This window comes from Aeromicrobium sp. 10G20-16 (assembly GCF_055809665.1).
Window position 1 is genome coordinate 508,958 of sequence record NZ_CM147919.1, and the last position, 21,177, is coordinate 530,134.

21 protein-coding genes are annotated in these 21,177 nt (G+C 70.2%); 7 read left to right on the plus strand and 14 right to left on the minus strand.

Annotated features, from left to right (window positions below):
• The gene (locus AC0L5F_RS02585) at positions 1-759 is read left to right on the plus strand and encodes an inositol monophosphatase family protein (protein ID WP_473315053.1); all 759 of its coding nucleotides are present in this window, start codon (positions 1-3) and stop codon (positions 757-759) included.
• Here the strand turns inward: AC0L5F_RS02585 and AC0L5F_RS02590 are convergent.
• The 5 genes from AC0L5F_RS02590 to AC0L5F_RS02610 are packed head-to-tail and all read right to left on the minus strand — an operon-like array spanning position 756 to position 3,983.
• Positions 756-1,835: a hypothetical protein gene (locus AC0L5F_RS02590; protein WP_473315054.1), complete on the minus strand. Its 1,080-nt coding sequence runs from the start codon at positions 1,833-1,835 to the stop codon at positions 756-758. The two genes, AC0L5F_RS02585 and AC0L5F_RS02590, sit on opposite strands and share 4 nt — an antisense overlap.
• Positions 1,826-2,191 carry a DUF1330 domain-containing protein gene (locus AC0L5F_RS02595; protein WP_473315055.1) on the minus strand — a complete coding sequence of 122 codons (366 nt, stop codon included), beginning with the start codon at positions 2,189-2,191 and terminating at the stop codon, positions 1,826-1,828. The genes AC0L5F_RS02590 and AC0L5F_RS02595 overlap by 10 nt, the downstream gene beginning before the upstream one ends.
• Complete coding sequence (locus AC0L5F_RS02600; protein ID WP_473315056.1) at positions 2,181-2,672, minus strand: GNAT family N-acetyltransferase; 492 nt, start codon at positions 2,670-2,672, stop codon at positions 2,181-2,183. Before AC0L5F_RS02600 ends, AC0L5F_RS02595 begins: the two co-directional genes overlap by 11 nt.
• Positions 2,669-3,025 carry a hypothetical protein gene (locus tag AC0L5F_RS02605; protein WP_473315057.1) on the minus strand — a complete coding sequence of 119 codons (357 nt, stop codon included), beginning with the start codon at positions 3,023-3,025 and terminating at the stop codon, positions 2,669-2,671. Before AC0L5F_RS02605 ends, AC0L5F_RS02600 begins: the two co-directional genes overlap by 4 nt.
• A 25-nt stretch (positions 3,026-3,050) precedes the next feature.
• Positions 3,051-3,983, minus strand: a complete 933-nt coding sequence (locus tag AC0L5F_RS02610; protein WP_473315058.1) for a heme o synthase — start codon at positions 3,981-3,983, stop codon at positions 3,051-3,053.
• 158 nt (positions 3,984-4,141) lie between these two features.
• Here AC0L5F_RS02610 and tkt point away from each other — a divergent pair, with 158 nt between their 5' ends.
• Genes tkt through pgl form a run of 6 tightly spaced genes read left to right on the plus strand, consistent with a single transcriptional unit; the run spans position 4,142 to position 12,109 of the window.
• Positions 4,142-6,298 (plus strand): transketolase, encoded by a 2,157-nt coding sequence (gene tkt / locus AC0L5F_RS02615; RefSeq protein ID WP_473316129.1) that lies wholly within the window; start codon positions 4,142-4,144, stop codon positions 6,296-6,298.
• 28 nt (positions 6,299-6,326) lie between these two features.
• Entirely contained in the window at positions 6,327-7,415 is a 1,089-nt protein-coding gene (gene tal, locus AC0L5F_RS02620) for a transaldolase (protein WP_473315059.1), read from the plus strand.
• Between the two features lies 1 nt (position 7,416).
• Complete coding sequence (locus tag AC0L5F_RS02625) at positions 7,417-8,994, plus strand: glucose-6-phosphate isomerase (protein ID WP_473315060.1); 1,578 nt, start codon at positions 7,417-7,419, stop codon at positions 8,992-8,994.
• Positions 8,991-10,511 carry a glucose-6-phosphate dehydrogenase gene (gene zwf, locus AC0L5F_RS02630; RefSeq protein ID WP_473315061.1) on the plus strand — a complete coding sequence of 507 codons (1,521 nt, stop codon included), beginning with the start codon at positions 8,991-8,993 and terminating at the stop codon, positions 10,509-10,511. The genes AC0L5F_RS02625 and zwf overlap by 4 nt, the downstream gene beginning before the upstream one ends.
• Positions 10,512-11,411 (plus strand): glucose-6-phosphate dehydrogenase assembly protein OpcA, encoded by a 900-nt coding sequence (locus AC0L5F_RS02635; RefSeq protein ID WP_473315063.1) that lies wholly within the window; start codon positions 10,512-10,514, stop codon positions 11,409-11,411.
• On the plus strand, positions 11,408-12,109 hold the full coding sequence (gene pgl / locus AC0L5F_RS02640) for a 6-phosphogluconolactonase (RefSeq protein ID WP_473315064.1): 702 nt from the start codon (positions 11,408-11,410) through the stop codon (positions 12,107-12,109). The genes AC0L5F_RS02635 and pgl overlap by 4 nt, the downstream gene beginning before the upstream one ends.
• Positions 12,110-12,866: 757 nt before the next feature.
• On the opposite strand, the gene AC0L5F_RS02645 is transcribed toward pgl, so the two are convergent.
• From AC0L5F_RS02645 to rapZ, 9 genes are all read right to left on the minus strand, one after another.
• Positions 12,867-14,498, minus strand: coding sequence for an acyl-CoA dehydrogenase family protein (locus AC0L5F_RS02645; RefSeq protein ID WP_473315065.1), 1,632 nt, complete (start codon positions 14,496-14,498; stop codon positions 12,867-12,869).
• 28 nt (positions 14,499-14,526) lie between these two features.
• A complete protein-coding gene (locus tag AC0L5F_RS02650) occupies positions 14,527-14,883 on the minus strand; it encodes an RNA polymerase-binding protein RbpA (RefSeq protein WP_473316130.1) in 357 nt (118 codons plus the stop codon).
• Positions 14,880-15,116: a preprotein translocase subunit SecG gene (gene secG / locus AC0L5F_RS02655; protein WP_473315066.1), complete on the minus strand. Its 237-nt coding sequence runs from the start codon at positions 15,114-15,116 to the stop codon at positions 14,880-14,882. The genes AC0L5F_RS02650 and secG overlap by 4 nt, the downstream gene beginning before the upstream one ends.
• 17 nt (positions 15,117-15,133) lie before the next feature.
• Positions 15,134-15,940, minus strand: coding sequence for a triose-phosphate isomerase (gene tpiA / locus AC0L5F_RS02660; protein WP_473315067.1), 807 nt, complete (start codon positions 15,938-15,940; stop codon positions 15,134-15,136).
• On the minus strand, positions 15,940-17,145 hold the full coding sequence (locus AC0L5F_RS02665) for a phosphoglycerate kinase (RefSeq protein WP_473315068.1): 1,206 nt from the start codon (positions 17,143-17,145) through the stop codon (positions 15,940-15,942). The genes tpiA and AC0L5F_RS02665 overlap by 1 nt, the downstream gene beginning before the upstream one ends.
• A 2-nt stretch (positions 17,146-17,147) precedes the next feature.
• Entirely contained in the window at positions 17,148-18,152 is a 1,005-nt protein-coding gene (gene gap / locus AC0L5F_RS02670) for a type I glyceraldehyde-3-phosphate dehydrogenase (RefSeq protein ID WP_473315069.1), read from the minus strand.
• A 101-nt stretch (positions 18,153-18,253) separates the two neighbouring features.
• Positions 18,254-19,237 carry a DNA-binding protein WhiA gene (gene whiA, locus AC0L5F_RS02675; protein ID WP_473315070.1) on the minus strand — a complete coding sequence of 328 codons (984 nt, stop codon included), beginning with the start codon at positions 19,235-19,237 and terminating at the stop codon, positions 18,254-18,256.
• Between the two features lie 72 nt (positions 19,238-19,309).
• Positions 19,310-20,284 carry a gluconeogenesis factor YvcK family protein gene (locus tag AC0L5F_RS02680; protein ID WP_473315071.1) on the minus strand — a complete coding sequence of 325 codons (975 nt, stop codon included), beginning with the start codon at positions 20,282-20,284 and terminating at the stop codon, positions 19,310-19,312.
• Positions 20,285-20,306: 22 nt separating this feature from the next.
• On the minus strand, positions 20,307-21,170 hold the full coding sequence (gene rapZ / locus AC0L5F_RS02685) for an RNase adapter RapZ (RefSeq protein ID WP_473315072.1): 864 nt from the start codon (positions 21,168-21,170) through the stop codon (positions 20,307-20,309).
• Positions 21,171-21,177 lie beyond the last annotated feature (7 nt).

The following is a 21,177-nucleotide window of genomic DNA, read 5'->3' on the forward strand; positions in this document are numbered from 1 at the left end:
GTGGACGACCTCGCCCTGGCCCAGCACCTCGTGACCCGAGCGGGAGCCCTGGCCGCCTCGATGCGCGCCGATGGGCTCGATGCCGAGCAGAAGACCTCGATCAGCGACGTCGTGACGGCAGCGGACCACGCCGCCGAGGCGCTGGTCACCGAGACGCTGCTGCGTGAACGCCCCGACGACGGCCTCCTCGGCGAGGAGGGCACCCAGCGCGACGGCACGAGCGGACGGCGATGGGTGATCGATCCGGTCGACGGCACCTACAACTTCTTCAGCGGCCTCGCCTACTGGTGCAGCGCCCTGGCTCTCGAGGACGCCGACGGCTCGGTGGTCGGAGCCGTCCACCAGCCGATCACGGGCGAGACGTGGCTCGGGGGACGTGACCATCCCACGACCCTCGACGGCACCCCCGTCGCCACCCTGGTCGACCGGCCGCTCGACACGTGCAGCCTGGCGACGTACGTCCACCCGACGACGCTCGACGATCCCGACGTCCGCGACGTGTGGCTCGCCATCGCGGGCGCGGTGGCCACGCCACGCATCCTGGGATCCGGCTCGTGCGACCTCGCGGCGGTCGCCGGCGGGCGGATCGGCGTCTGGGCCCAGCACTCCGCTCCCGACTGGGACTGGCTGCCGGGGCAGGCGCTGGTGCGTGCCGCCGGCGGTCGTGCCGAGACCGTCGAGCACCGCGGTCACCGCTGGCACGTGGCCGGCAACCGCCGAGCCGCGGGCGAGCTGCTCGACGCGTTGACCTCGGCCTAGACGCGTCGGTCGAGGTCCATCCAGCGATCGGCGTCGATCGCGTACACCCATCGCCGACCTGGCCACTCGGTGAGCGACCACAGCTGTCGGCGCTGCGGCAGGTAGGTGATGTCCTCGGGCCCGGTCGGCAGCACGCCACGGTGCCGCACGAAGTCGCCCGGTGTCCCCGCCCACAGGTCGCCGGCGTTGCCCTCGCCGTTGCTCGACGTGACGGCCCAGGTGCCCTCGGCGATCACCGCGCCCTGCATCCGGGCGATCTGGCGGGTGTGCAGGTCGGTCGGGACCGCTCGCCCCTGCTCGTCGCTGCGCAGCAGCTCGGTGTCCGGATCGATGGCGAAGCGCACGAGCCGGTGGCTCCCGCCCTTGCGCCCGTACTCGCCCGCCACCAGGTGATCGACCTCGCCGGCGCGGTCCAACGACATGAACGAGTAGGTCATCGGGTGGGTGCCCTCGTCGTGCTCTGCTGCGAAGAACGAGAACTGTGGGAGCGCGTAGCGATAGCCCTTGGTCCGCCAGCGGCTGCGCACCCGAACGATGTCGTCGAGTCGAAAGACCCGGACACCGCTGGAGCTGCCCGCGACGAACAGGTGCTCGCCGTACCAGACGATCCCGCCGGCATGGACCCGCACGGGCTTGAGCCGGTGGAACAGGCCGAGGAACCGGCGCGGCTCCACCAGGAGGACGTGCCGGTAGCGCGGAGGCTCGTCGTCCTTCCAGTCGATCACCGAGATGCGTGAACCGAGCTGGAGCCAACCCCACCAACCGTTGCTGTACCAGCTGGTCATGACGACGTCGTGGCCCTCGAACATGCCGCCGCTGGGATCGGCACCATAGGCGTCCGCCGAGGTGGTGATGCCCTGCGGGTACCAGCGCTCGGTGTCCTGGTCGTCACGCTGCCAGGCCATGCCTGCCACGGGGGCCTCACCCGGCACGTCGACGTGTTCGCCGATCCGATCGAGATCGCCCAGCACGCCCCGCAGCCCCACCTTGCGAAAGCGTCGGAGGAATCGCTCCAGCAGCCGCAGGTCGGGCGCCTCGGCGACGAGGCGGTGTGACGGTCCTTCGGCTAGGACCACGGGGTCGACGCCTGCAGAACCGCCTCCGAGACCGCCTCGGTGCGCAGGTGCGTGATCTTCTGGTACTCGGGGTCGGCGACCATCTGGCTGAACGCCGCCCTCGACGGATACTCCACCAGCAGCACGATGTCCCAGTCGAAGTCGTCACGCTTGACCACGTCGGTGCCCAGGTCTCCCACGTGCAGGGTCCTGGCGCCGAATCGCTCCGAGTGGCCGGCGAACGCGTCGCAGTAGGCCCGATAGCCCTCACGGCCGCCGTCAGCCTTGAGCTTGATCAGGTTCAGCATCACGACGGGTCCGCCCGGGTCCTCGCTCAGGTAGCGCTTGAGATCTGCTCCGGTCGGGTCAACGGGCATGGTCGAACTCCTCTGGTGGTGGGACGAATCGCATGGTCATCTCGCAGTGGACGCCGCTGACGGCCGGGTCGTGGACGAAGCCGGCCCGCTCGTAGGCGGCGATGGCCGTGTGGTTGTCGGGCATGACGCCGAGCACCAGGTCACGTCCGCCGGCCAGCTCGACGATCGCGTCGATCAGCGCCCGCCCGACGCCCCGGCCGCGAGCCTCCGCGACCACGTACATCGACTGCACCGCGAGTCCGCCGCCGTCGACCGGGTCGGCAGCGGCCATGCCGACCACCCGGTCGCCGTCATGGGCCAGGAAGCAGCCCTCGGCCGCGTCGATGCGGGACCGCCATGCCTGCTCACGATCGTCGACGTCGACCAGCCGCGTCCCGAAGGCCTCCGGGGACTCGGCGAGCGCGCGCAGCCGGATCGTGCGCCACGTCTCCCACTCGTCGGCGGAGGTGGGGCGCACGGTCACCCGGGGCGGAGTGGTCATGCGAGGCGCAGCCGATCGGTCGGCACCTCGACCTCGACGCGCTCGCCGATGTCGCGCGGCACGCCCACGACGAGGGCGAAGTCGGCATTCGCCACCACGACCCGCTGGGTGTCGACCTCCACCACGACGACCCTCTGCTCGCTGCCGTCGACGTGACGCAGCAGCCAGGTCTCGGCCAGCTGGCTCATGCCGACCGCGTCGAGCCGCTCCTCGGCGTCGAACCAGTCCCCCGGCTCGCCCAGCGGCGTCCCGAGCAGGGACATCGGCACCACGAGATCGCCTGCCGGTGCCACGTATCCGACGACCTCGCGGTCCGCCGACCGGCGATGCGGCACCCAGGTGTCGGGAATCATCGGCCGGACGTCATCGGCTCGGGCCTCAGCGCAGGAACGGGTCGATCGCGGCGGCGACGAACAGCAGCGCGAGGTATGCGTTCGAGAAGTGGAACAGGCGCATCGGCTTGATGATCGACAGGTCCTCGGTGTCGCGGGCCCGCGACCGCAGGTCGTACGCCTCCACCAGGAAGACGATGCCGAGCGCGAGGGCGGCTGCCGGGTAGAACCACCCGGTGGGCGTGATGGGCCACACGACCAGCGACGTGACCACCATGACCCACGAGTATCGGACGATCTGGCGCGAGACCTCGTCGGCCGAGACGATCGACGGCAGCATGGGCACGTCGGCAGCCGCGTAGTCCTCGCGGTAGCGCATCGCCAGCGCCCAGAAGTGCGGCGGCGTCCAGAAGAACACGACGAGGAACAGGACGAACGGCGTCCACGCGAGCTCGCCGGTGACCGCGGTCCAGCCGATCATCGCCGGGAAGCAACCGGCAGCGCCGCCCCACACGATGTTCTGCGAGGTGCGGCGCTTGAGGATCATCGTGTAGCCGACGACGTAGAAGACGTTGGCGGTCAGTGCGAGGCCCGACGAGAGCCAGTTGACGAACAGCCCGAGCCAGACCGTCGACACCACGCCGAGCACGAGGCCGAACACGAGCGCGCCACGGGTGGACACCTGGTGACGCACCAGCGGCCGCCGTGACGTGCGGCGCATCTTGGTGTCGATGTCGGCGTCGACCACGCAGTTGAGCGCGTTGGCGCTGCCGGCCGACAGATATCCGCCGACGATCGTGGCCGCCACCAGCCACAGGCCGGGGACGGCCTGCGCGGCCAGGAACATGACGGGGACCGTGGTCAGCAGCAGCAGCTCGATGATGCGTGGCTTGGTCAGCGCGATGTACGCCTTGAGAACGTCCAGGAGGGCAACGGGTGCGGCGACCCGAGGTTCAGGGGTCTTCGCGACGGCACTCACGTGCAGCAGTCTAAGCCACCGCGAGTAGGGTCGGAGACGACGGTTGGCATCGACCGGCCGGCCATCCCCTCCTTCGTTCCCGACGCATCTCAGGAGCACCCGCTGTGACCCCAGCACACGACGACCTGGCCACCGACGACACGGCCCCCGCAGCTTCGATCCCGGCGGAGCTGGACTGGTCCGACCTGGACGAGAAGGCCGTCAACACGGCCCGCCTCCTCGCAGCCGACGCGGTGGAGAAGGCCGGGCACGGACACCCCGGCACCGCGATGAGCCTGGCGCCGGCGGCCTACCTGATCTACCAGAAGCTGATGCGGCACGATCCCACCGATCCGCTGTGGGTGGGTCGCGACCGGTTCGTGCTGTCGTGCGGGCACTCCAGCCTGACGCAGTACATCCAGCTGTACCTCGCGGGCTTCCCCCTGACGCTCGACGACCTCAAGAACCTGCGGCAGTGGGGCAGCCAGACGCCGGGACACCCGGAGTACCGCCACACCCCGGGCGTGGAGGTCACCACCGGACCCCTCGGCCAGGGCGTCGGCAACGCGGTCGGCATGGCGATGGCAGCCCGTCGTGAGCGCGGGCTGCTCGACCCGGACGCCGCCGCCGGAACCAGCCCGTTCGACCATCACGTCTACGCGATCGCCTCCGACGGCGACCTCGAGGAAGGCGTCTCGGCCGAGGCGTCCTCGCTCGCCGGCACGCAGCAGCTGGGCAACCTGACGGTCCTCTACGACGACAACAAGATCTCGATCGAGGACAACACCGACGTGGCCTTCACCGAGGACGTCGCCGCCCGATACGAGGCGTACGGCTGGCACGTGCAGACCGTCGACTGGACCAACGGCGGCACCGGCTACACCGAGGACGTCCAGGCCCTGTGGGACGCCTTCCAGACCGCTGCTGCGGTCACCGACAGGCCCAGCTTCATCCAGCTGCGCACGATCATCGCCTGGCCGGCGCCCACCAAGCAGAACACCGGCGCCTCGCACGGCTCGGCGCTCGGTGCGGACGAGATCGCCGCCACCAAGAAGCTGCTCGGCTTCGATCCCGAGCAGACCTTCGAGGTGGCCGACGACGTCATCTCCCACACGCAGGCCGCGCGTGACCGTGGCGCCTCGGCACACGCCGAGTGGCAGACCACCTTCGACGCGTGGGCCACGGCCAACCCCGACGGGGCGGCGCTGCTCGAACGTCTCACCTCGCGCGAGCTCCCCGAGGGCTGGGACGCCGACCTGCCCACGTACGACGCCGACGAGAAGGGCGTCGCCACCCGTGTCGCGTCGGGCGAGTTCCTCACCGCGGCGGCACCTCGCCTGCCCGAGCTCTGGGGCGGATCGGCCGACCTGGCCGGCTCCAACAACACCACCCCCAAGGGCGAGCCGTCCTTCCTGCCGCCCGAGCACTCCACCAAGATGTTCACCGGCGACTGGTACGGCCGGGTGCTGCACTTCGGCATCCGCGAGCACGCGATGGGCGCGGTGATGAACGGCATCGCCCTGCACGGCCCCACCCGGGTCTACGGCGGCACCTTCCTGGTGTTCAGCGACTACATGCGCGGAGCGGTGCGGCTGGCTGCCCTGCAGCAGCTGCCCGTCACGTACGTCTGGACCCACGACTCGATCGGACTGGGCGAGGACGGACCCACGCACCAGCCCGTCGAGCACCTCGCCGCCCTGCGCGCCATCCCCGGTCTCGACGTCGTGCGTCCGGCCGACGCCAACGAGACCGTCGCTGCGTGGAAGCACACGCTCTCGCTCACCGACCGACCCGTGGCGCTGGCGCTCAGCCGGCAGAACGTGCCGACCGTGCCGCGCGGTACCGACGGCTTCAGCGGTCTCGACGGCGTCGCCAAGGGTGCCTACGTGCTGCTCGAGGCGCCTGAGGGCACGCAGACCGACGTGATCCTGATCGGCACCGGCTCAGAGGTGCAGCTCGCCGTCGCGGCGCGCCAGGCACTGGCCGCTGAGGGCATCGGGGCGCGGGTCATCTCGATGCCGTGCCGCGAGTGGTTCGAGGAGCAGGACGCCTCCTACCGCGACGAGATCATCCCGCCCTCGCTGCGAGCACGCGTGTCCGTCGAGGCCGGGGTCTCGCTCGGCTGGCGTGACGTGGTCGGTGACGCCGGCCGCATCGTCGGACTCGACCACTACGGCGCCTCGGCGTCCTTCGCCAAGCTCTACGACGCGTTCGGCATCACCGCCGACGCGGTCGTGGCCGCGGCCAAGGAGTCGATCGCGGCCGCCGGTGCGGCGCCGTCGGCACCTTTCCACGCACGTCCGGCCGGTTCCATCGGGCCTGCCGACACCCACTGATCACTCCACCACCGTCCCGGGAGGGAACATGAACACTCGACTGCAAGCTCTCGCCGATGCCGGCGTCTCGATCTGGCTCGACGACCTGTCCCGCGAGCGCATCGAGTCGGGCAACCTCGCGCAGATGGTCACCGAGTCCGGCGTCGTCGGGGTCACGACCAACCCGTCGATCTTCGCCTCCGCGCTCTCGGACGGAGAGAAGTACAGCCCGCAGATCGCCGAGCTCAAGGCCGCGGGGGCCGACCTCGACACCACCGTGTTCGAGCTGACGACCACCGACGTGCAGAACGCCTGCGACATCCTGCGACCGGTGTTCGACGCCACCCACGGCGTCGACGGACGGGTGTCGATCGAGGTCGACCCGGGTCTGGCCCGCAAGACCGACGAGACCGTCGCGATGGCGCGGAAGCTGTGGGACCGAGTCGACCGCGAGAACCTGCTGATCAAGATCCCGGCCACCGAGGAGGGTCTGCCGGCCATCGCCGCCACCATCGCGGCCGGCATCAGCGTCAACGTCACGCTGATCTTCTCGCTCGACCGGTACCGCGGCGTCATGGACGCCTACCTGTACGGGCTCGAGCAGGCTGCCGCCAGCGGGCACGACCTGTCCGCGATCCACTCGGTCGCGTCGTTCTTCGTCAGCCGGGTCGACTCCGAGGTCGACGGACGGCTTCCCGAGGGTCATGCGCTGCGCGGCAAGGCCGCCATCGCCAACGCCCGCCTGGCCTTCGAGGCCTACGAGGAGGTCTTCTCGGGCGAGCGCTTCGCCGCGCTGGCCGAGAAGGGCGCCAACCGCCAGCGTCCGCTGTGGGCCTCCACCGGCGTCAAGGACCCGGCGTACCCCGACACGATGTACGTCACCGAGCTGGTCGTCGACAACACCGTCAACACCATGCCCGAGAAGACCCTGCAGGCCGTCGCCGACCACGGCGAGATCGACGGCGACCAGGTCACCGGCGGCTACGACGCCGCACGTCAGGTGATCAACGACCTCGAGGCCGAGGGAATCTCCTACGACGAGGTCGTCGCGAAGCTGGAGGACGAGGGCGTCGAGAAGTTCGACGCGTCCTGGGCCGAGCTGCTCAAGACGGTCGCGACCGAGATCGAGAAGGCCTGACGTGGTCGCCCTCGGGCTGACCGTCGCCGACGACGCCGAGTTCAGCGCAGCACTGCAGGAGGCCGTCGACGATCGCGTGGCCTCGCGCATCGGCGAGCAGGACCCGACGCTGTGGGGCCCGGACGCCGAGTCCGAGGCGTCCAAGCGCCTCTCCTGGGTGTCGCTGGCCACCACGTCGCGCCCGTTGGTCGACCAGATCGTCGCCCTGCGCGAGGACCAGCGCGCCCGTGGAATCGACCACGTGGTGCTGTGCGGCATGGGTGGCTCGTCCCTGGCTCCCGAGGTCATCTGCCACACCGCGGGCGTCGAGCTGACCGTGCTGGACTCCTCCCAGCCGGACATGGTGCTCGACTCCCTGGCCGACCGTCTGGACAGGACCGTCGTGGTCGTGTCGAGCAAGTCCGGCGGCACGGTCGAGACCGACAGCCAGCGGCGCGCCTTCGAGCAGGCCTTCCGCGACGAGGGCATCGACCCGGCCGAGCGCATCGTCGTGGTCACCGACCCCGGCTCGCCGCTGGAGGCCGAGGCCACCGAGGCCGGGTACCGCGTGTTCCTGGCCGATCCCGAGGTCGGCGGCCGGTACTCGGCCCTGACCGCATTCGGCCTGGTGCCGAGCGGCCTCGCCGGCGTCGATGTCGGTGCACTGCTCGACGACGCCGCCGGTGTGCACGACGCGGTCTTCGCCGACTCCCCCGACAACCCGGCCCTGCGCCTCGGCGTCATGATCGGCGTGGCCAACCGCCACCGGGTCGACAAGCTGGTGCTCGCCGACGTCACCAGCCACGGTGTGGGCGACTGGATCGAGCAGCTGGTCGCCGAGTCCACCGGCAAGATCGGGCGGGGCGTGCTGCCCGTCGTCGTGCCGTCGCTGGACGCGCCCAACGCCGATCCGAGCACCCCGGACTCGATCGTGGTGGCCATCGGCCGTACCGAGCCGCCCACGGCGTCGTCCGGCTTCGCCGCTGGTCTCGACGGGCCGCTGTCGGCCCAGATGCTCGCCTGGGAGGTCGCCACGTCGGTCGCCGGTCGGCTGATCGGCATCAACCCCTTCGACCAGCCCGACGTCGAGAGCGCCAAGGCGGCCGCCCGCGAGCTGCTCGACAGCAGCTCCGCTCCCCCGTCGCCCGACGACTTCGACGGCGACGTCGAGCTGTACGGCACGTCGGAGTCCACGGTGCCCGCGGCCATCGACGCCCTGTTCGCCCAGCTGGACCAGCAGCACGGCTACGTGGCCATCCACGCCTACCTCGATCGCATCGACCTGGTCGACTTCGCCGACGTGCGCGAGAGCGTCGCCCGCCGGGTCGGGCGTCCGGTCACGTTCGGCTGGGGTCCGCGGTTCCTGCACTCGACCGGGCAGTACCACAAGGGCGGCACCCCGAACGGCGTCTTCGTCCAGATCACCTGCGACCCCTTCGAGGACCTGCAGGTGCCCGGCCGCGACTTCACGTTCGGCTCCTTCATCGCCTCGCAGGCAGCCGGTGACGCCCAGGTGCTCCGGGACCATGGACGCCCCGTGCTGCGGCTGCACCTGACCGACCTCGGTTCCCTCGCGCGCGTGCGCGACGCGCTGGGATGAGCACCAACCCCCTTCGCGACCCGCAGGACCGGCGCCTTCCGCAGATCGCCGGTCCCTGCGGGCTGGTGCTGTTCGGCGTCACCGGCGATCTCGCCCGTCGCAAGCTGATCCCGGCCATCTACGACCTCGCCAACCGTGGTCTCCTCCCGCCCGGCTTCGCGCTCGTCGGCTTCGCCCGACACGACTTCGGTCAGGAGGGATTCGCCGATCTCGCCCGCGAGGCGGCCAAGGCCGGCGCCCGGACGCAGTGGCGCGAGACGGTCTGGAAGCAGCTGTACGCCGGGATCCGCTTCGTCGAGGGATCCTTCGACGACGACGACGCCTGGGTCGAGCTCACCCGCACGCTGGCCGAGCTGGACGAGCAGCAGGGCACCCAGGGAAATCACGCCTTCTACCTCTCGATCCCACCGGCGCTGTTCTCGACCGTCGTCACCAAGCTCAAGGAGCACGGGCTCGCCACCTCCGACGGCGACAGCTGGCGGCGCGTGGTCATCGAGAAGCCGTTCGGTCACGACCTGGCGTCGGCGCAGGAGCTGAACGCCACCGTCAACGAGGTCTTCGCGCCCGAGAGCGTCTTCCGGATCGACCACTATCTCGGCAAGGAGACGGTGCAGAACATCTTGGCGTTCCGGTTCGCCAACGGGATGTTCGAACCGGTCTGGAACAGCAACTACGTCGACCACGTGCAGATCACGATGGCCGAGGACATCGGCATCGGCACCCGTGCCGGCTACTACGACGGCATCGGTGCCGCCCGCGACGTGATCCAGAACCACCTGCTGCAGCTGATGGCACTGATCGCCATGGAGGAGCCGGTCTCCTTCAACGCCAAGAGCCTGCGCATCGAGAAGCAGAAGATCCTCGCCAACGCGCGTCCGCCCGAGGACGTGGACCGACACACGGCGCACGCGCAGTACGTGGCCGGCTGGGCCGGCGGCGAGGAGGTGCCCGGCTACCTCGAGGAGGACGGGATTCCCGCCGACTCGCGCACCGAGACCTTCGCGGCCATGCGCATCGACATCGGCACCCGGCGCTGGGCCGGCGTCCCGTTCTACCTGCGGGTCGGCAAGCGGCTCGGACGACGCGTCACCGAGGTGGCGGTGGTGTTCAAGCGAGCCCCGCACCAGCCGTTCAACCGCAACGACGTCGAGGAGCTCGGCCAGAACGCGTTGGTCATGCGCATCCAGCCCGACGAGGGCGTGACCCTGCGGTTCGGCGCCAAGGTCCCCGGCACCGTCATGGAGATCCGTGACGTCAACATGGACTTCGCGTACGGCGGCACCTTCGTCGAGAGCAGCCCCGAGGCCTACGAGCGCCTGATCCTCGACGTCCTGCTGGGTGATCCGCCGCTGTTCCCCCGCCACGAAGAGGTCGAGATGTCGTGGGAGATCCTCGACCCGATCATCGAGCACTGGGCGCGCCAGAAGTCGATCGACACCTATCCGGCCGGCACGTGGGGGCCCGAGTCCGCCGACGCGATGCTCGCCCGCGACGGTCGACGCTGGAGGAGACCGTAGATGCAGATCACCCTCGAGCACACCAAGTCCTCGGAGGTCGCCCGCGAGATGGTGCGGGCGCGCCTGGCCTCGGGCAGTCCCGCGATGGACATGGTCCTGACCCTGATCGTCGTCTGCGACGACGAGACTGTCGAGGACGCGCTGCACGCCGCCACCACGCTGTCCAAGGAGCACCCGGCCCGCATCCTCGGCGTCATCCTCGGCGACGGTCGGGGCGCTCCTGACCTGCACGCCAAGATCCGGGTCGGCGAGACCGCCGGCGAGTCGATCCTGCTGCGGATGTCGGGACGGCTGGTCAAGCACGCCGAGTCGGCGGTGCTGCCGCTGCTGCTGCCGGACTCCCCCGTCGTGGTCTGGTGGCCCGGTTCACCGCCGACCGACCCCGCGGCCGACCCGATCGGCTCGCTGGGCAACCGCCGGTTGACCGACGCCGAGGCGACCCGGTCGTCGGTGCGCAACCTCACCCGCGTCGCCAGGCACTACTCGCCCGGCGACACCGACCTGTCGTGGACGCGCCTGACACCGTGGCGCGCCCTGCTGGCCGCCGCCCTCGACCAGGTGCAGAGCCCGGTCACCGGAGGGAGCATCTCGGCCGGTCCCGGCAATCCGGCCGGCGTCCTTCTCGAGGCCTGGCTGGAGAGCCGTCTGGGCATCCCCATCGTCTGGCACCGGGTCGACGACCACCAGATCATGCTGGTGACGCTGCAGACCGAGGCCGGCGAGGTCCGCATCGAGCGCATCGACGAGTCGTCCTGCACCTTCAGCGTTCCCGGCTCGGCCCCGCGCGTGGTGCCGCTGTCGCGCCGCACGCTCGCCGAGCTGCTCGCCGAGGACCTGCGCCGTCTCGACTCCGACGAGGTCTACGGTGCCACCGTCAAGCACATCCTGGAGAACCGATGAGCACCCACACGATCGTCCTGTCCGACGCCGACGCGCTGGCCGCCGACATCGCCACGCGCCTGGGTGAGCTGGTCTCCCGGGTGCAGGCCGACGGCCGTGAGCCACACGTCGTGCTGACCGGCGGCACCATCGCCATCGCGGCCTACGAGCTCGTGCGCGCCGACACCGCCGACTGGACGCGCGTGCACTGGTGGTGGGGCGACGAGCGATTCGTGCCCGCCGGGCATGCCGATCGCAACGACCAGCAGGCCCGCGACGCGTTCCTCGACCGCCTGGGCGTGCCTGCGGACCACGTGCACGCGATGCCGGCGCACGGTTGCTCGGACTCGATGGCGGATGCGGCCAACGGCTACGGGGACTCGCTGCCGGCCGACCCGTTCGACCTGGTGCTCCTGGGCGTCGGACCAGATGGCCACGTGGCCTCGCTGTTCCCGGGCTTCGACCAGCTCGACGAGACCGAACGCCGCTGTGTCGAGGTCTTCGGCTCCCCCAAGCCACCGCCGGAGCGCATCACCCTCACGTTCCCGGCCCTGAACCACGCCGCCGAGGTCTGGTTCCTGGTGTCCGGCGACGGCAAGGCCGACGCGGTCGCCAGAGCCCTCGGTGACGGACCAGTGGCCCAGACCCCCGCCAAGGGCGTCCACGGCCTCGGAGACGCCCTCTGGCTCCTCGACGAGCCCGCTGCGTCGAAGCTGTAGCGAGCGAAGCGAGGCGAACCGCTGTCGACGGGCTCGCTGAGGTCTCGCCTCGGTCGCTGGCGCTCCCTCACAGTCGGCCGCAAGCGGCCTCCTTGGCGAGCAGGCTGTTCGCCAGGGAGCGAAGCGACCGTGAGGCCGAAGGCCGAGGCGAACCACAGCCAGACGGCTTACGTTGCCTCGCCTCGGTCGCTGGCGCTCCCTCACAGTCGGCCGCAAGCGGCCTCCTTGGCGAGCGGATTCTGTTCGCCAGGGAGCGCAGCGACCGTGAGGCCGAAGGCCGAGGCGAACCACAGCCGTCGGGCTCGCGATGGTCTCGCCGCGCGAGCGGGCTGTTCGCCGGGGAGCGCAGCGACCGTGAGGCCGAAGGCCGAGGCGAACCACAGCCGAACGGCTCACGTTGCCTCGCCTCGGTCGCTGGCGCTCCCTCACAGTCGGCCGCAAGCGGCCTCCTTGGCGAGCATCTGTTCGCCAGGGAGCGAAGCGACCGTGAGGCCGACGGCCGAGGCGAACCACAACCGAAGGGCTCGCGATGGTCTCGCCGCGCGAGCAAGCCGTTCGCCAGGGAGCGAAGCGACCGTGAGGCCGAAGGCCGAGGCGAACCACAGCCGAACGGCTTGGGTGGCCTCGCCTCGGTCGCTCGTTCCTCGCTCCCGGGCCCTAGCGAAGCGTGAGCGAAGCGAAGGGCACAGTCGGCCGCAAACGGCCTCCTTGGCGAGCAGATCCCGTTCGCCAGAAGCGAGGCGAAGCACAGGCGTTCTCAGACCTTGGGGACGGCTCGTTCGATGATCGGGGCGAGGTCGAGGCCGGTCGGGAGGGTGCCGAAGACGGTGCCCCAGTAGCCGTCCAACCGTGACGCCGCGAACGCCTCGGCGACGGCGGGATGACCGAACCGCACCAGCAGGGACCCCTGCAGCGCCAGGGCTATGTCGCCGACCACCGTGCGGGCCCGGGGCTCGAGCGTCTCGATGTCGACGAACGCGTGCTTGAGCGTGGCCACGAAGGCGTCGAGTCGCGGATCGGCCCCGGCCGTCGACTCCAGCTCCTCGAACAGCACCTCGAGCGTCTCCGGCTGGCGTGCGATGGCGCGCAACGTGTCGAGCGCCGCGACGTTGCCCGAGCCCTCCCAGATCGACATCAGCGGCGCCTCGCGGTACAGCCGCGGCATGCCCGACTCCTCGATGTAGCCGTTGCCACCCAGGCACTCCAACGCCTCGGCCGCGTGCACCGGCGATCGCTTGCACACGTAGTACTTGGACGCAGCGAGGGCGATGCGGCGCAAGGTCGCGGCACGGGCGTCGCCGGCGTGCGCCTGATCGGTGAGCGAGGCCAGCCAGAGCGCCACGGCGGTGGACGCCTCCGCCTCGACGGCGAGGTCGGCCAGGACGTTGCGCATCAGCGGCTGATCGACGAGCGCCTTGCCGAACGCCGATCGGTGAGTGGCGTGGTGCGCGGCCTGCTGCACACCCACGCGCATGCTGGCCGCCGAACCGATCGTGCAGTCGAGACGCGTCATGTTGACCATCTCGATGATGGTCTGGACGCCGCGGCCCTCGTCGCCCAGTCGCCAACCGACGGCGTCGTCGTACTCGATCTCGCTGCTGGCGTTGGACCGGTTGCCCAGCTTGTCCTTGAGCCGCTGCAGCTCGATGGCGTTGGCCGAACCGTCCGGCAGCACGCGAGGCAGGACGAAGCAGGTGAGACCGCCCGGGGCCTGCGCCAGCGTCAGCAGGATGTCGGACATCGGGGCCGAGGTGAACCACTTGTGACCGACGATGCGGTAGCTGCCGTCGGCGTGCGGCCGCGCCGTGGTGGTGTTGGCCCGCACGTCCGAGCCGCCCTGCTTCTCGGTCATCGACATACCTGCCAGCAGACCGCGCTTGCCCGACGGCGTCCCGAACGAGGGGTCGTAGCTGCGGTTGGTCAGCAGTGGCTCGAACTGGGCAGCGACCGCCGGGTCGACGCGCAGGGCCGGCACGGCGGCGTAGGTCATCGAGATCGGACAGATGTGCCCGGCGTCGGCCTGCATCCACGCGCTCAGCCCCGTGGCGCGGACGAGATGCGCGTGCGGATCGTCGGACGCCCACGCGGACCCGTGGAGTCCGAACCCGACCGCCATGGTCATCAGCTCGTGGTACGACGGGTCGTACTCGACCTGGTCGATGCGGTGGCCGTAGCGGTCGTGCGTCCGCAGCTCGGGGTGGTGCCGGTCGGCGAGCTCACCGAGGCGTCGCACGTGGGCCGACCCGGCTGCCACACCGATCTCGCGGATCGAGTCGACCGCGTTCGTGGCGCCGGCGCGCTGCAGAGCCTCCTGGTAGGGCGGGTAGGCAGAGGCGTCGTCGTCGACCAGGGGCGGTGCCTGGTTGGAGACGGTGTGGGTCGGCGTCATTGCTCCAGATTAGCGCTGCCGCACCGAATCAGAAGATGATCTCGCCCGACTTGCGCTTCGCGCGCAAGGTCGCGATGGCCTCGGTGAGCAGCTCGGCCGCTTCGTCCTCGGAGCGGCGCTCCTTCACGTAGGCCAGGTGCGTCTTGTACGGCTCGGTCTTGGGAGCCGTGGGGCGGTTGTCCGAGTCGCTGCTGGCCGGCATGCCGCAGCGTGGACAGTCCCACGACTCGGGCGCCTCGGCCTCGATGGCGAACTGCAGCACGGTGGTGTGCTCGTTGATGCAGTAGTAGGTGAGGGTCTGGCGGGGTGCCGCCTCGCCGCGCTCGGCCTCGCCCATGGGGCCTGAGCCGATGCGGCTGCCGCGAATCGCGCCGGCGGCCATCAGTTGCTCACCTTCAGCAGCAGTCCGAGCGCGAAGATGCACACGACCCACACCGCGGCGATGCCCACCGTGATGCGGTCCAGGTTTCGCTCCGCCACCGACGAACCGCCGAGCGAGCTGGAGATGCCGCCGCCGAACATGTCGGACAGGCCGCCTCCGCGTCCCTTGTGCATGAGCACGAGAACGATCATCATCACGCTGCTCAGCACGAGCAGGATCGAGAACAGCAGAATCACGTCAGACCTTCGGTTGATCAGGCGCCGGACAGATCCGGCATGTCGTAGAACCGAGCCACCCCTGCGAACTCCTCCGCTTCGAGGCTGGCGCCACCCACCAGGGCTCCGTCGACGTCCGACTTGGCCATGATCGAGGCGATGTTCGCAGCTTTGACCGATCCGCCATACAGGATACGCATGGCATCGGCCACTTCCGACGACCAGGTCTCCGCGACGCGCGCCCGGATCGCCGCGCACACCTCTTGTGCGTCGTCCGGCGTGGCCACCTCGCCGGTACCGATGGCCCACACCGGCTCGTACGCGACGACGACCGTGGCGAGCTGTTCGGCGGTCAGTCCCTCGAGCGACCCGTCGACCTGCGCGAGGGTGAAGGCGACCTGCTCGCCGGCCTGGCGGACGTCGAGCCCCTCTCCCACGCAAACGATGGGCGCGATGCCGGCGTCGAGCGCCTTGCGGGCCTTCGTGTTGACCACCTGGTCGGACTCGCCGTGGTGCTCGCGGCGCTCGGAGTGACCCACGACGACGTAGGAGCACCCCAGCTTGGCCAGCATCGCCGCGCTGATCTCGCCGGTGTAGGCGCCTCCGTCGTGCTCCGAGACGTCCTGCGCACCGTAGCCGATCGACAGGCGATCACCGTCGATCAACGTCTGCACGCTGCGCAGGTCGGTGAACGGCGGGATGACGACGACCTCTGCCTTGGCGTAGTCGTGCTTCTTGTCCTCGAGGGTCCAGGCCAGCTTCTGGACCAGGACCACCGCCTCCTGGTGATTCAGGTTGGACTTCCAGTTGCCCGCCATCAGTGGCGTGCGTGCGGAGGTGGGCATCAGACCTCAGTCCCTTCCAGGATCGCGAGTCCGGGCAACGTCTTGCCCTCGAGGTATTCCAGGCTGGCCCCACCACCGGTGGAGACGTGGCCGAACGCGTCGTCGGCGAAGCCGAGCTGGCGGACCGCTGCTGCGGAGTCACCGCCGCCGACGACCGACAGGCCCGGGGTCTGCGTGAGGGCCTCGGCCACCGCCCGCGTGCCGGAGGCGAACGACGCCATCTCGAACACCCCCATGGGACCGTTCCAGAAGACCGTCTGCGATCCGCGGATGATCTCGGCGAACCGCGCCGCGGACTCCGGGCCGATGTCCAGACCCATCTGGTCGGCCGGCATCGCGTCGGCAGCGACGACCGAGGCGTCGGCATCGGCGAACGCCGGCGCCACCACGATGTCGGTCGGCAGGACGATGTCGACGCCCTGTGCGGCGGCACGCTGCACGTACTCGGTCGCGACGTCGACCTGGTCGGCCTCGAGCAGCGAGGTGCCCACCTCGTGGCCCTGCGCCTTGAGGAAGGTGAACACCATGCCACCGCCGATCAGCAGTGCGTCGGCCTTGTCCAGCAGGTTGTCGATGACGCCGAGCTTGTCGGAGACCTTGGATCCACCGAGCACCACCGTGTACGGACGTTCCGGCGTCTCGGTCAGGCGCTCGAGCACCTCGACCTCGGCCTGCACCAGGCCGCCCACGGCGGACGGAAGCCGCTCGGCGATGTCGTAGACGCTGGCCTGCTTGCGGTGCACGACGCCGAATCCGTCGGACACGAAGACGTCGGCCAGGGCAGCGAGCTCGTCGGCGAAGGCACCGCGTGCCGCATCGTCCTTGCTGGTCTCTCCGGCGTTGAAGCGCACGTTCTCGAGCACCGCGACGTCACCGTCGGAGAGTCCTGCGACGACCCGACGCGCGTCGTCGCCGACGGTGTCGGAGGCGAACGCGACCGGGCGACCGAGCAGCTCACCCAGGCGGGCGGCCACGGGCTCGAGCGAGTACGTCGCGTCGGGAGACCCGTCGGGACGGCCCAGGTGCGCCGTGACCACCACCCGAGCACCGGCTGACGCCAGCTTCTCGATCGTGGGGACGCTGGCGCGCACCCGGCCGTCGTCGGTGATGGCGCCGTCGGACAACGGCACGTTCAGGTCGCTGCGGACGATAACGCGCTTGCCGCGCAGCCCGTCGCCGGCCAGCAGGTCGTCGACCGTCTTCACGCCTAGAGGCTCGCGCCGACGTGGACGACGAGATCGGCGAGGCGGTTGGAGTAGCCCCACTCGTTGTCGTACCAGCCGACGACCTTGACCTGGTCGCCGATGACCTTGGTGAGGCCCGAGTCGAAGATGCACGACGCCGGGTCGGTGACGATGTCCGACGACACGATCGGGTCCTCGGTGTAGGTCAGGAAGCCCTTCATGGCGCCCTCGGAGGCGTCCTTGAGGATCTGGTTGACCTCGTCGACCGTGGTGTCGCGGCTGGCGGTGAAGGTGAGGTCGGTGGCCGAGCCGGTGGGCACGGGCACGCGCAGCGCGTAGCCGTCGAGCTTGCCCTTGAGCTCGGGCAGCACCAGGCTCACGGCCTTGGCGGCACCGGTCGAGGTCGGCACGACGTTCAGGGCCGCGGCACGCGCGCGACGCAGGTCCGAGTGCGGTGCGTCCTGCAGGTTCTGGTCCTGCGTGTAGGCGTGGATGGTGGTCATCAGACCGCGCTCGATGCCCAGCGAGTCGTTGAGGGCCTTGGCCATGGGTGCCAGGCAGTTCGTGGTGCACGACGCGTTGGAGATGACCGTGTGGGCAGCCGAGTCGTACAGCTCGTGGTTCACGCCCATGACGATCGTGATGTCCTCGTTCTTCGCCGGGGCGGAGATGATGACCTTCTTGGCGCCACCGTCGATGTGCGCCTTCGCCTTGGTCGCGTCGGTGAAGAAGCCGGTCGACTCGATGACGATGTCGACGCCCACGCCGGACCAGTCGAGCTTGGCCGGGTCGCGCTCCTCGAAGGCGACGATCTTCTGGTCCCCGACGTAGATGTTGGACTCGTCGTGGGTGACGTCAGCGTCCAGGCGGCCCAGGATCGAGTCGTACTTCAACAAGGTGGCGAGCGTCGTGTTGTCGGTCAGGTCGTTGACCGCCACGATCTCGATGTCGGCACCGGAGGCGCGAACCGCCCGGAAGAAGTTGCGGCCGATGCGGCCGAAGCCGTTGATTCCTACGCGAACGGTCACGGGGACGTCTCTCCTGCAGTGGTCGAATGGGTGACGGCCTCAACCCTACTCAGTCCGCGACCCTACGGGCGAGTCACCTCACCCCTGCTCCGCGAGCAGCGTCAGCCGTCGGACAGGGCTTCGTCACCGAGCGACGCCTCGGTGTCGGGAATGCCGAGCTCCTCGGCCCGTTTGTCGGCCATGGCGAGCAGGCGACGGATGCGCCCGGCGATGGCGTCCTTGGTCAGCGCCGGCTCGTGCAGCCGTCCGAGCTCCTCGAGGCTGGCCTGACGGTGCTCGACCCGCAGGGCGCCGGCCATCTTGAGATGGTCGGGGACCTCGTCGGCCAGGATCTCCAGCGCGCGCTGGGCACGGGCACCGGCGGCGACGGCGGCGCGGGCCGAGCGGCGCAGGTTGGCATCGTCGAAGTTGGCGAGCCGATTGGCGGTGGCGCGCACCTCGCGGCGCATGCGGCGCTCCTCCCACGCCAGCAGCGACTCGTGAGCACCCAGGCGGGTCAGGAGGGCTCCGATGGCCTCGCCGTCGCGGATGACGACGCGGTCGACGCCGCGGACCTCCTTGCCCTTGGCCGAGATGCCGAGTCGCCGGGCCGCCCCGACCATGGCGAGAGCGGCCTCGGGACCGGGGCAGCTGACCTCGAGCGCCGACGACCGGCCGGGCTCGGTGAGCGAGCCGTGGGCCAGGAAGGCGCCCCGCCACGCGGCGACGGCGTCGCAGGTCGACCCGGAGACCACCTGAGGCGGCAGGCCGCGCACAGGACGTCCGGCGCCGTCGACCAGACCGGTCTGACGTGCCAGCAGCTCACCGTCCTTGGAGACGCGCACGATGTAGTGGGTCTCCTTGCGGATGCCGACGTTCTGGGCGACGACGATCTCGCTGTCGTGGCCGTAGATGTCGGCGATGTCCTTGCGCAGTCGACGAGCCGCCCCGCTGGTGTCGAGCTCGGCCTCGATGACGATGCGCCCTGACACGATGTGCAGTCCTCCGGCGAACCGCAGGATCGACGCGACCTCTGCCTTGCGGCAGCAGGCTTTCGTGACCTGGATGTTCGCGAGTTCTGCCTTGACCTGGGCCGTCATGGCCATCGGCTCGCACCTCTGTTTCCTGCTGGGTGGCTCATCGGATGAGCGCTGTCTGGTTCCGGCGTGCCCGCCACTCTATGCCTGCCGCATGACGGTGCCGAAGGCGGCAGCCAGGCGCGCGGGGTCGTGCTGGTCCGAACCGTGATCACGTGTCACTTCTGCCACGTGGAGGTGCGCTCCGAGCTGTTCGACCTTGGCCGAGAGACCGCCGTGGGCATCGACCAGCGAGGCATCGGCGATCACCGCGTCGAGCGCCAGCGACGGCGCGTGAGCGGCCAGGACGTCGAGATGGTCGACGGCGTCGAGCCCGGCGGTCTCGTGGTCGTCGCCCGGCAGGTTCAGCACCAGCGCTCGTCTGGCCGGGGTGGCGATCAGGGCGTCGCGCAGCTCGGGGACGAGCAGCGTGGGCATCACGCTGGTGAACCACGATCCGGGACCGACGACCACCCACTCGGCGTCGAGCACCGCCTGGACGGCCTCGGGGCAGGCGGGCGGATCACTCGGCACGAGGCGGACGCTGACCACCTGCCCGTCGACGCTGGCCACCTGGACCTGCCCGCGCACCTGGCTGAGCCGATCCGCTGCGCCGGCCAGGACGACGTCGGCCTCGATGTCGAGCGGCACCGCCGCCATGGGCAGCACCCGCCCCCGGGCGCCGAGCAGCTCGCCGACCAGGTCGAGCCCGGCGACGTGGTCGCCGAGCAGGTCCCAGATGGCGGTGATGAGCAGGTTGCCGACGGCGTGCTGGTCCAGCGGGCCGTTCGACGTGAACCGATGCTGCAGGACGTCGGCCCAGGTGCGACCCCACTCGTCGTCGCCGCACAGGGCCGCCAGCGCCATGCGCAGGTCACCCGGGGGCAGACCGTCGAGCTCCTCGCGCAACCGTCCCGACGAGCCACCGTTGTCGGCGACGGTGACCACGCCCGTGAGCTGGGTGGTGATGCGCCGCAGCGCCGCCAGGCTGGCGGCCAGTCCGTGGCCGCCGCCGAGGGCCACCACCCGCTGGTCCCCCGGGTCGCCATCGTCGATCGGGTTCGGCCGTGCGATCACGCGGGCCTGCGATCCCCGGACGTCACTCGCGCCCCAGGTCACGGTGCACCACGAGGGTCTTGACGCCGTTGAGGCGCAGGCGATCCGCGAACGCCTCGGCCATCGCGACGCTGCGGTGCCGGCCGCCCGTGCAGCCGAACGCGATCGTCAAGAAGTGCTTGTCCTCGCGCAGGAAGCCGTCGGTGAGCAGCGAGACCAGGCCTTCGTAGCGCTCGAGGAACTCCTCGGACCTCGGCTGACCGCGCACGTAGTCGCGCACGGGCTCGTCGAGGCCGCTGAGGGGGCGCAGCTCGTCGACCCAGAACGGATTGGGCAGGAAGCGCAGATCGGCCACCATGTCGGCGTCCAGCGGGATGCCGTACTTGAACCCGAACGTGACCACGGAGGCGCGCAGTCCACGGGTCTCGTCGTCGACGAACGCCTCGCGCACGCGCTGGGTGAGCTGGTGGACGTTGAGGTTGGAGGTGTCGATCACGATGTCCGCACGCCCCCGCAGCACCATGAGCAGCTCTCGCTCGCGGATGAACCCGTCCATCAGCCGGCCCTCGAGGCTCAGCGGATGCGGACGACGAGCCGCTTCCTGACGCCTCACGAGCACCTGGTCGGACGCCTCGAGGAACAGCGTGCGGGCGGTGTAACCCTCGTCGCGCAGGCGCTCGATGGCGTCGCTCAGGCCGACGAAGAACCCGCGCGAGCGGGCATCGACGACGACGGCGAGCCGATCGATGTCGTCGGTGCCGGCGATGGTGTGCACCGCGTCGCCGAGGATGTCCGGGGGGATGTTGTCGATGACGTAGTAACCGAGCTTCTCCAAGACCTTGGCGGCGGTGCCGCGGCCCGACCCCGTCATGCCGGTGACCAGCACGAACTGTCGCAGTCCGCTCACCTGACCC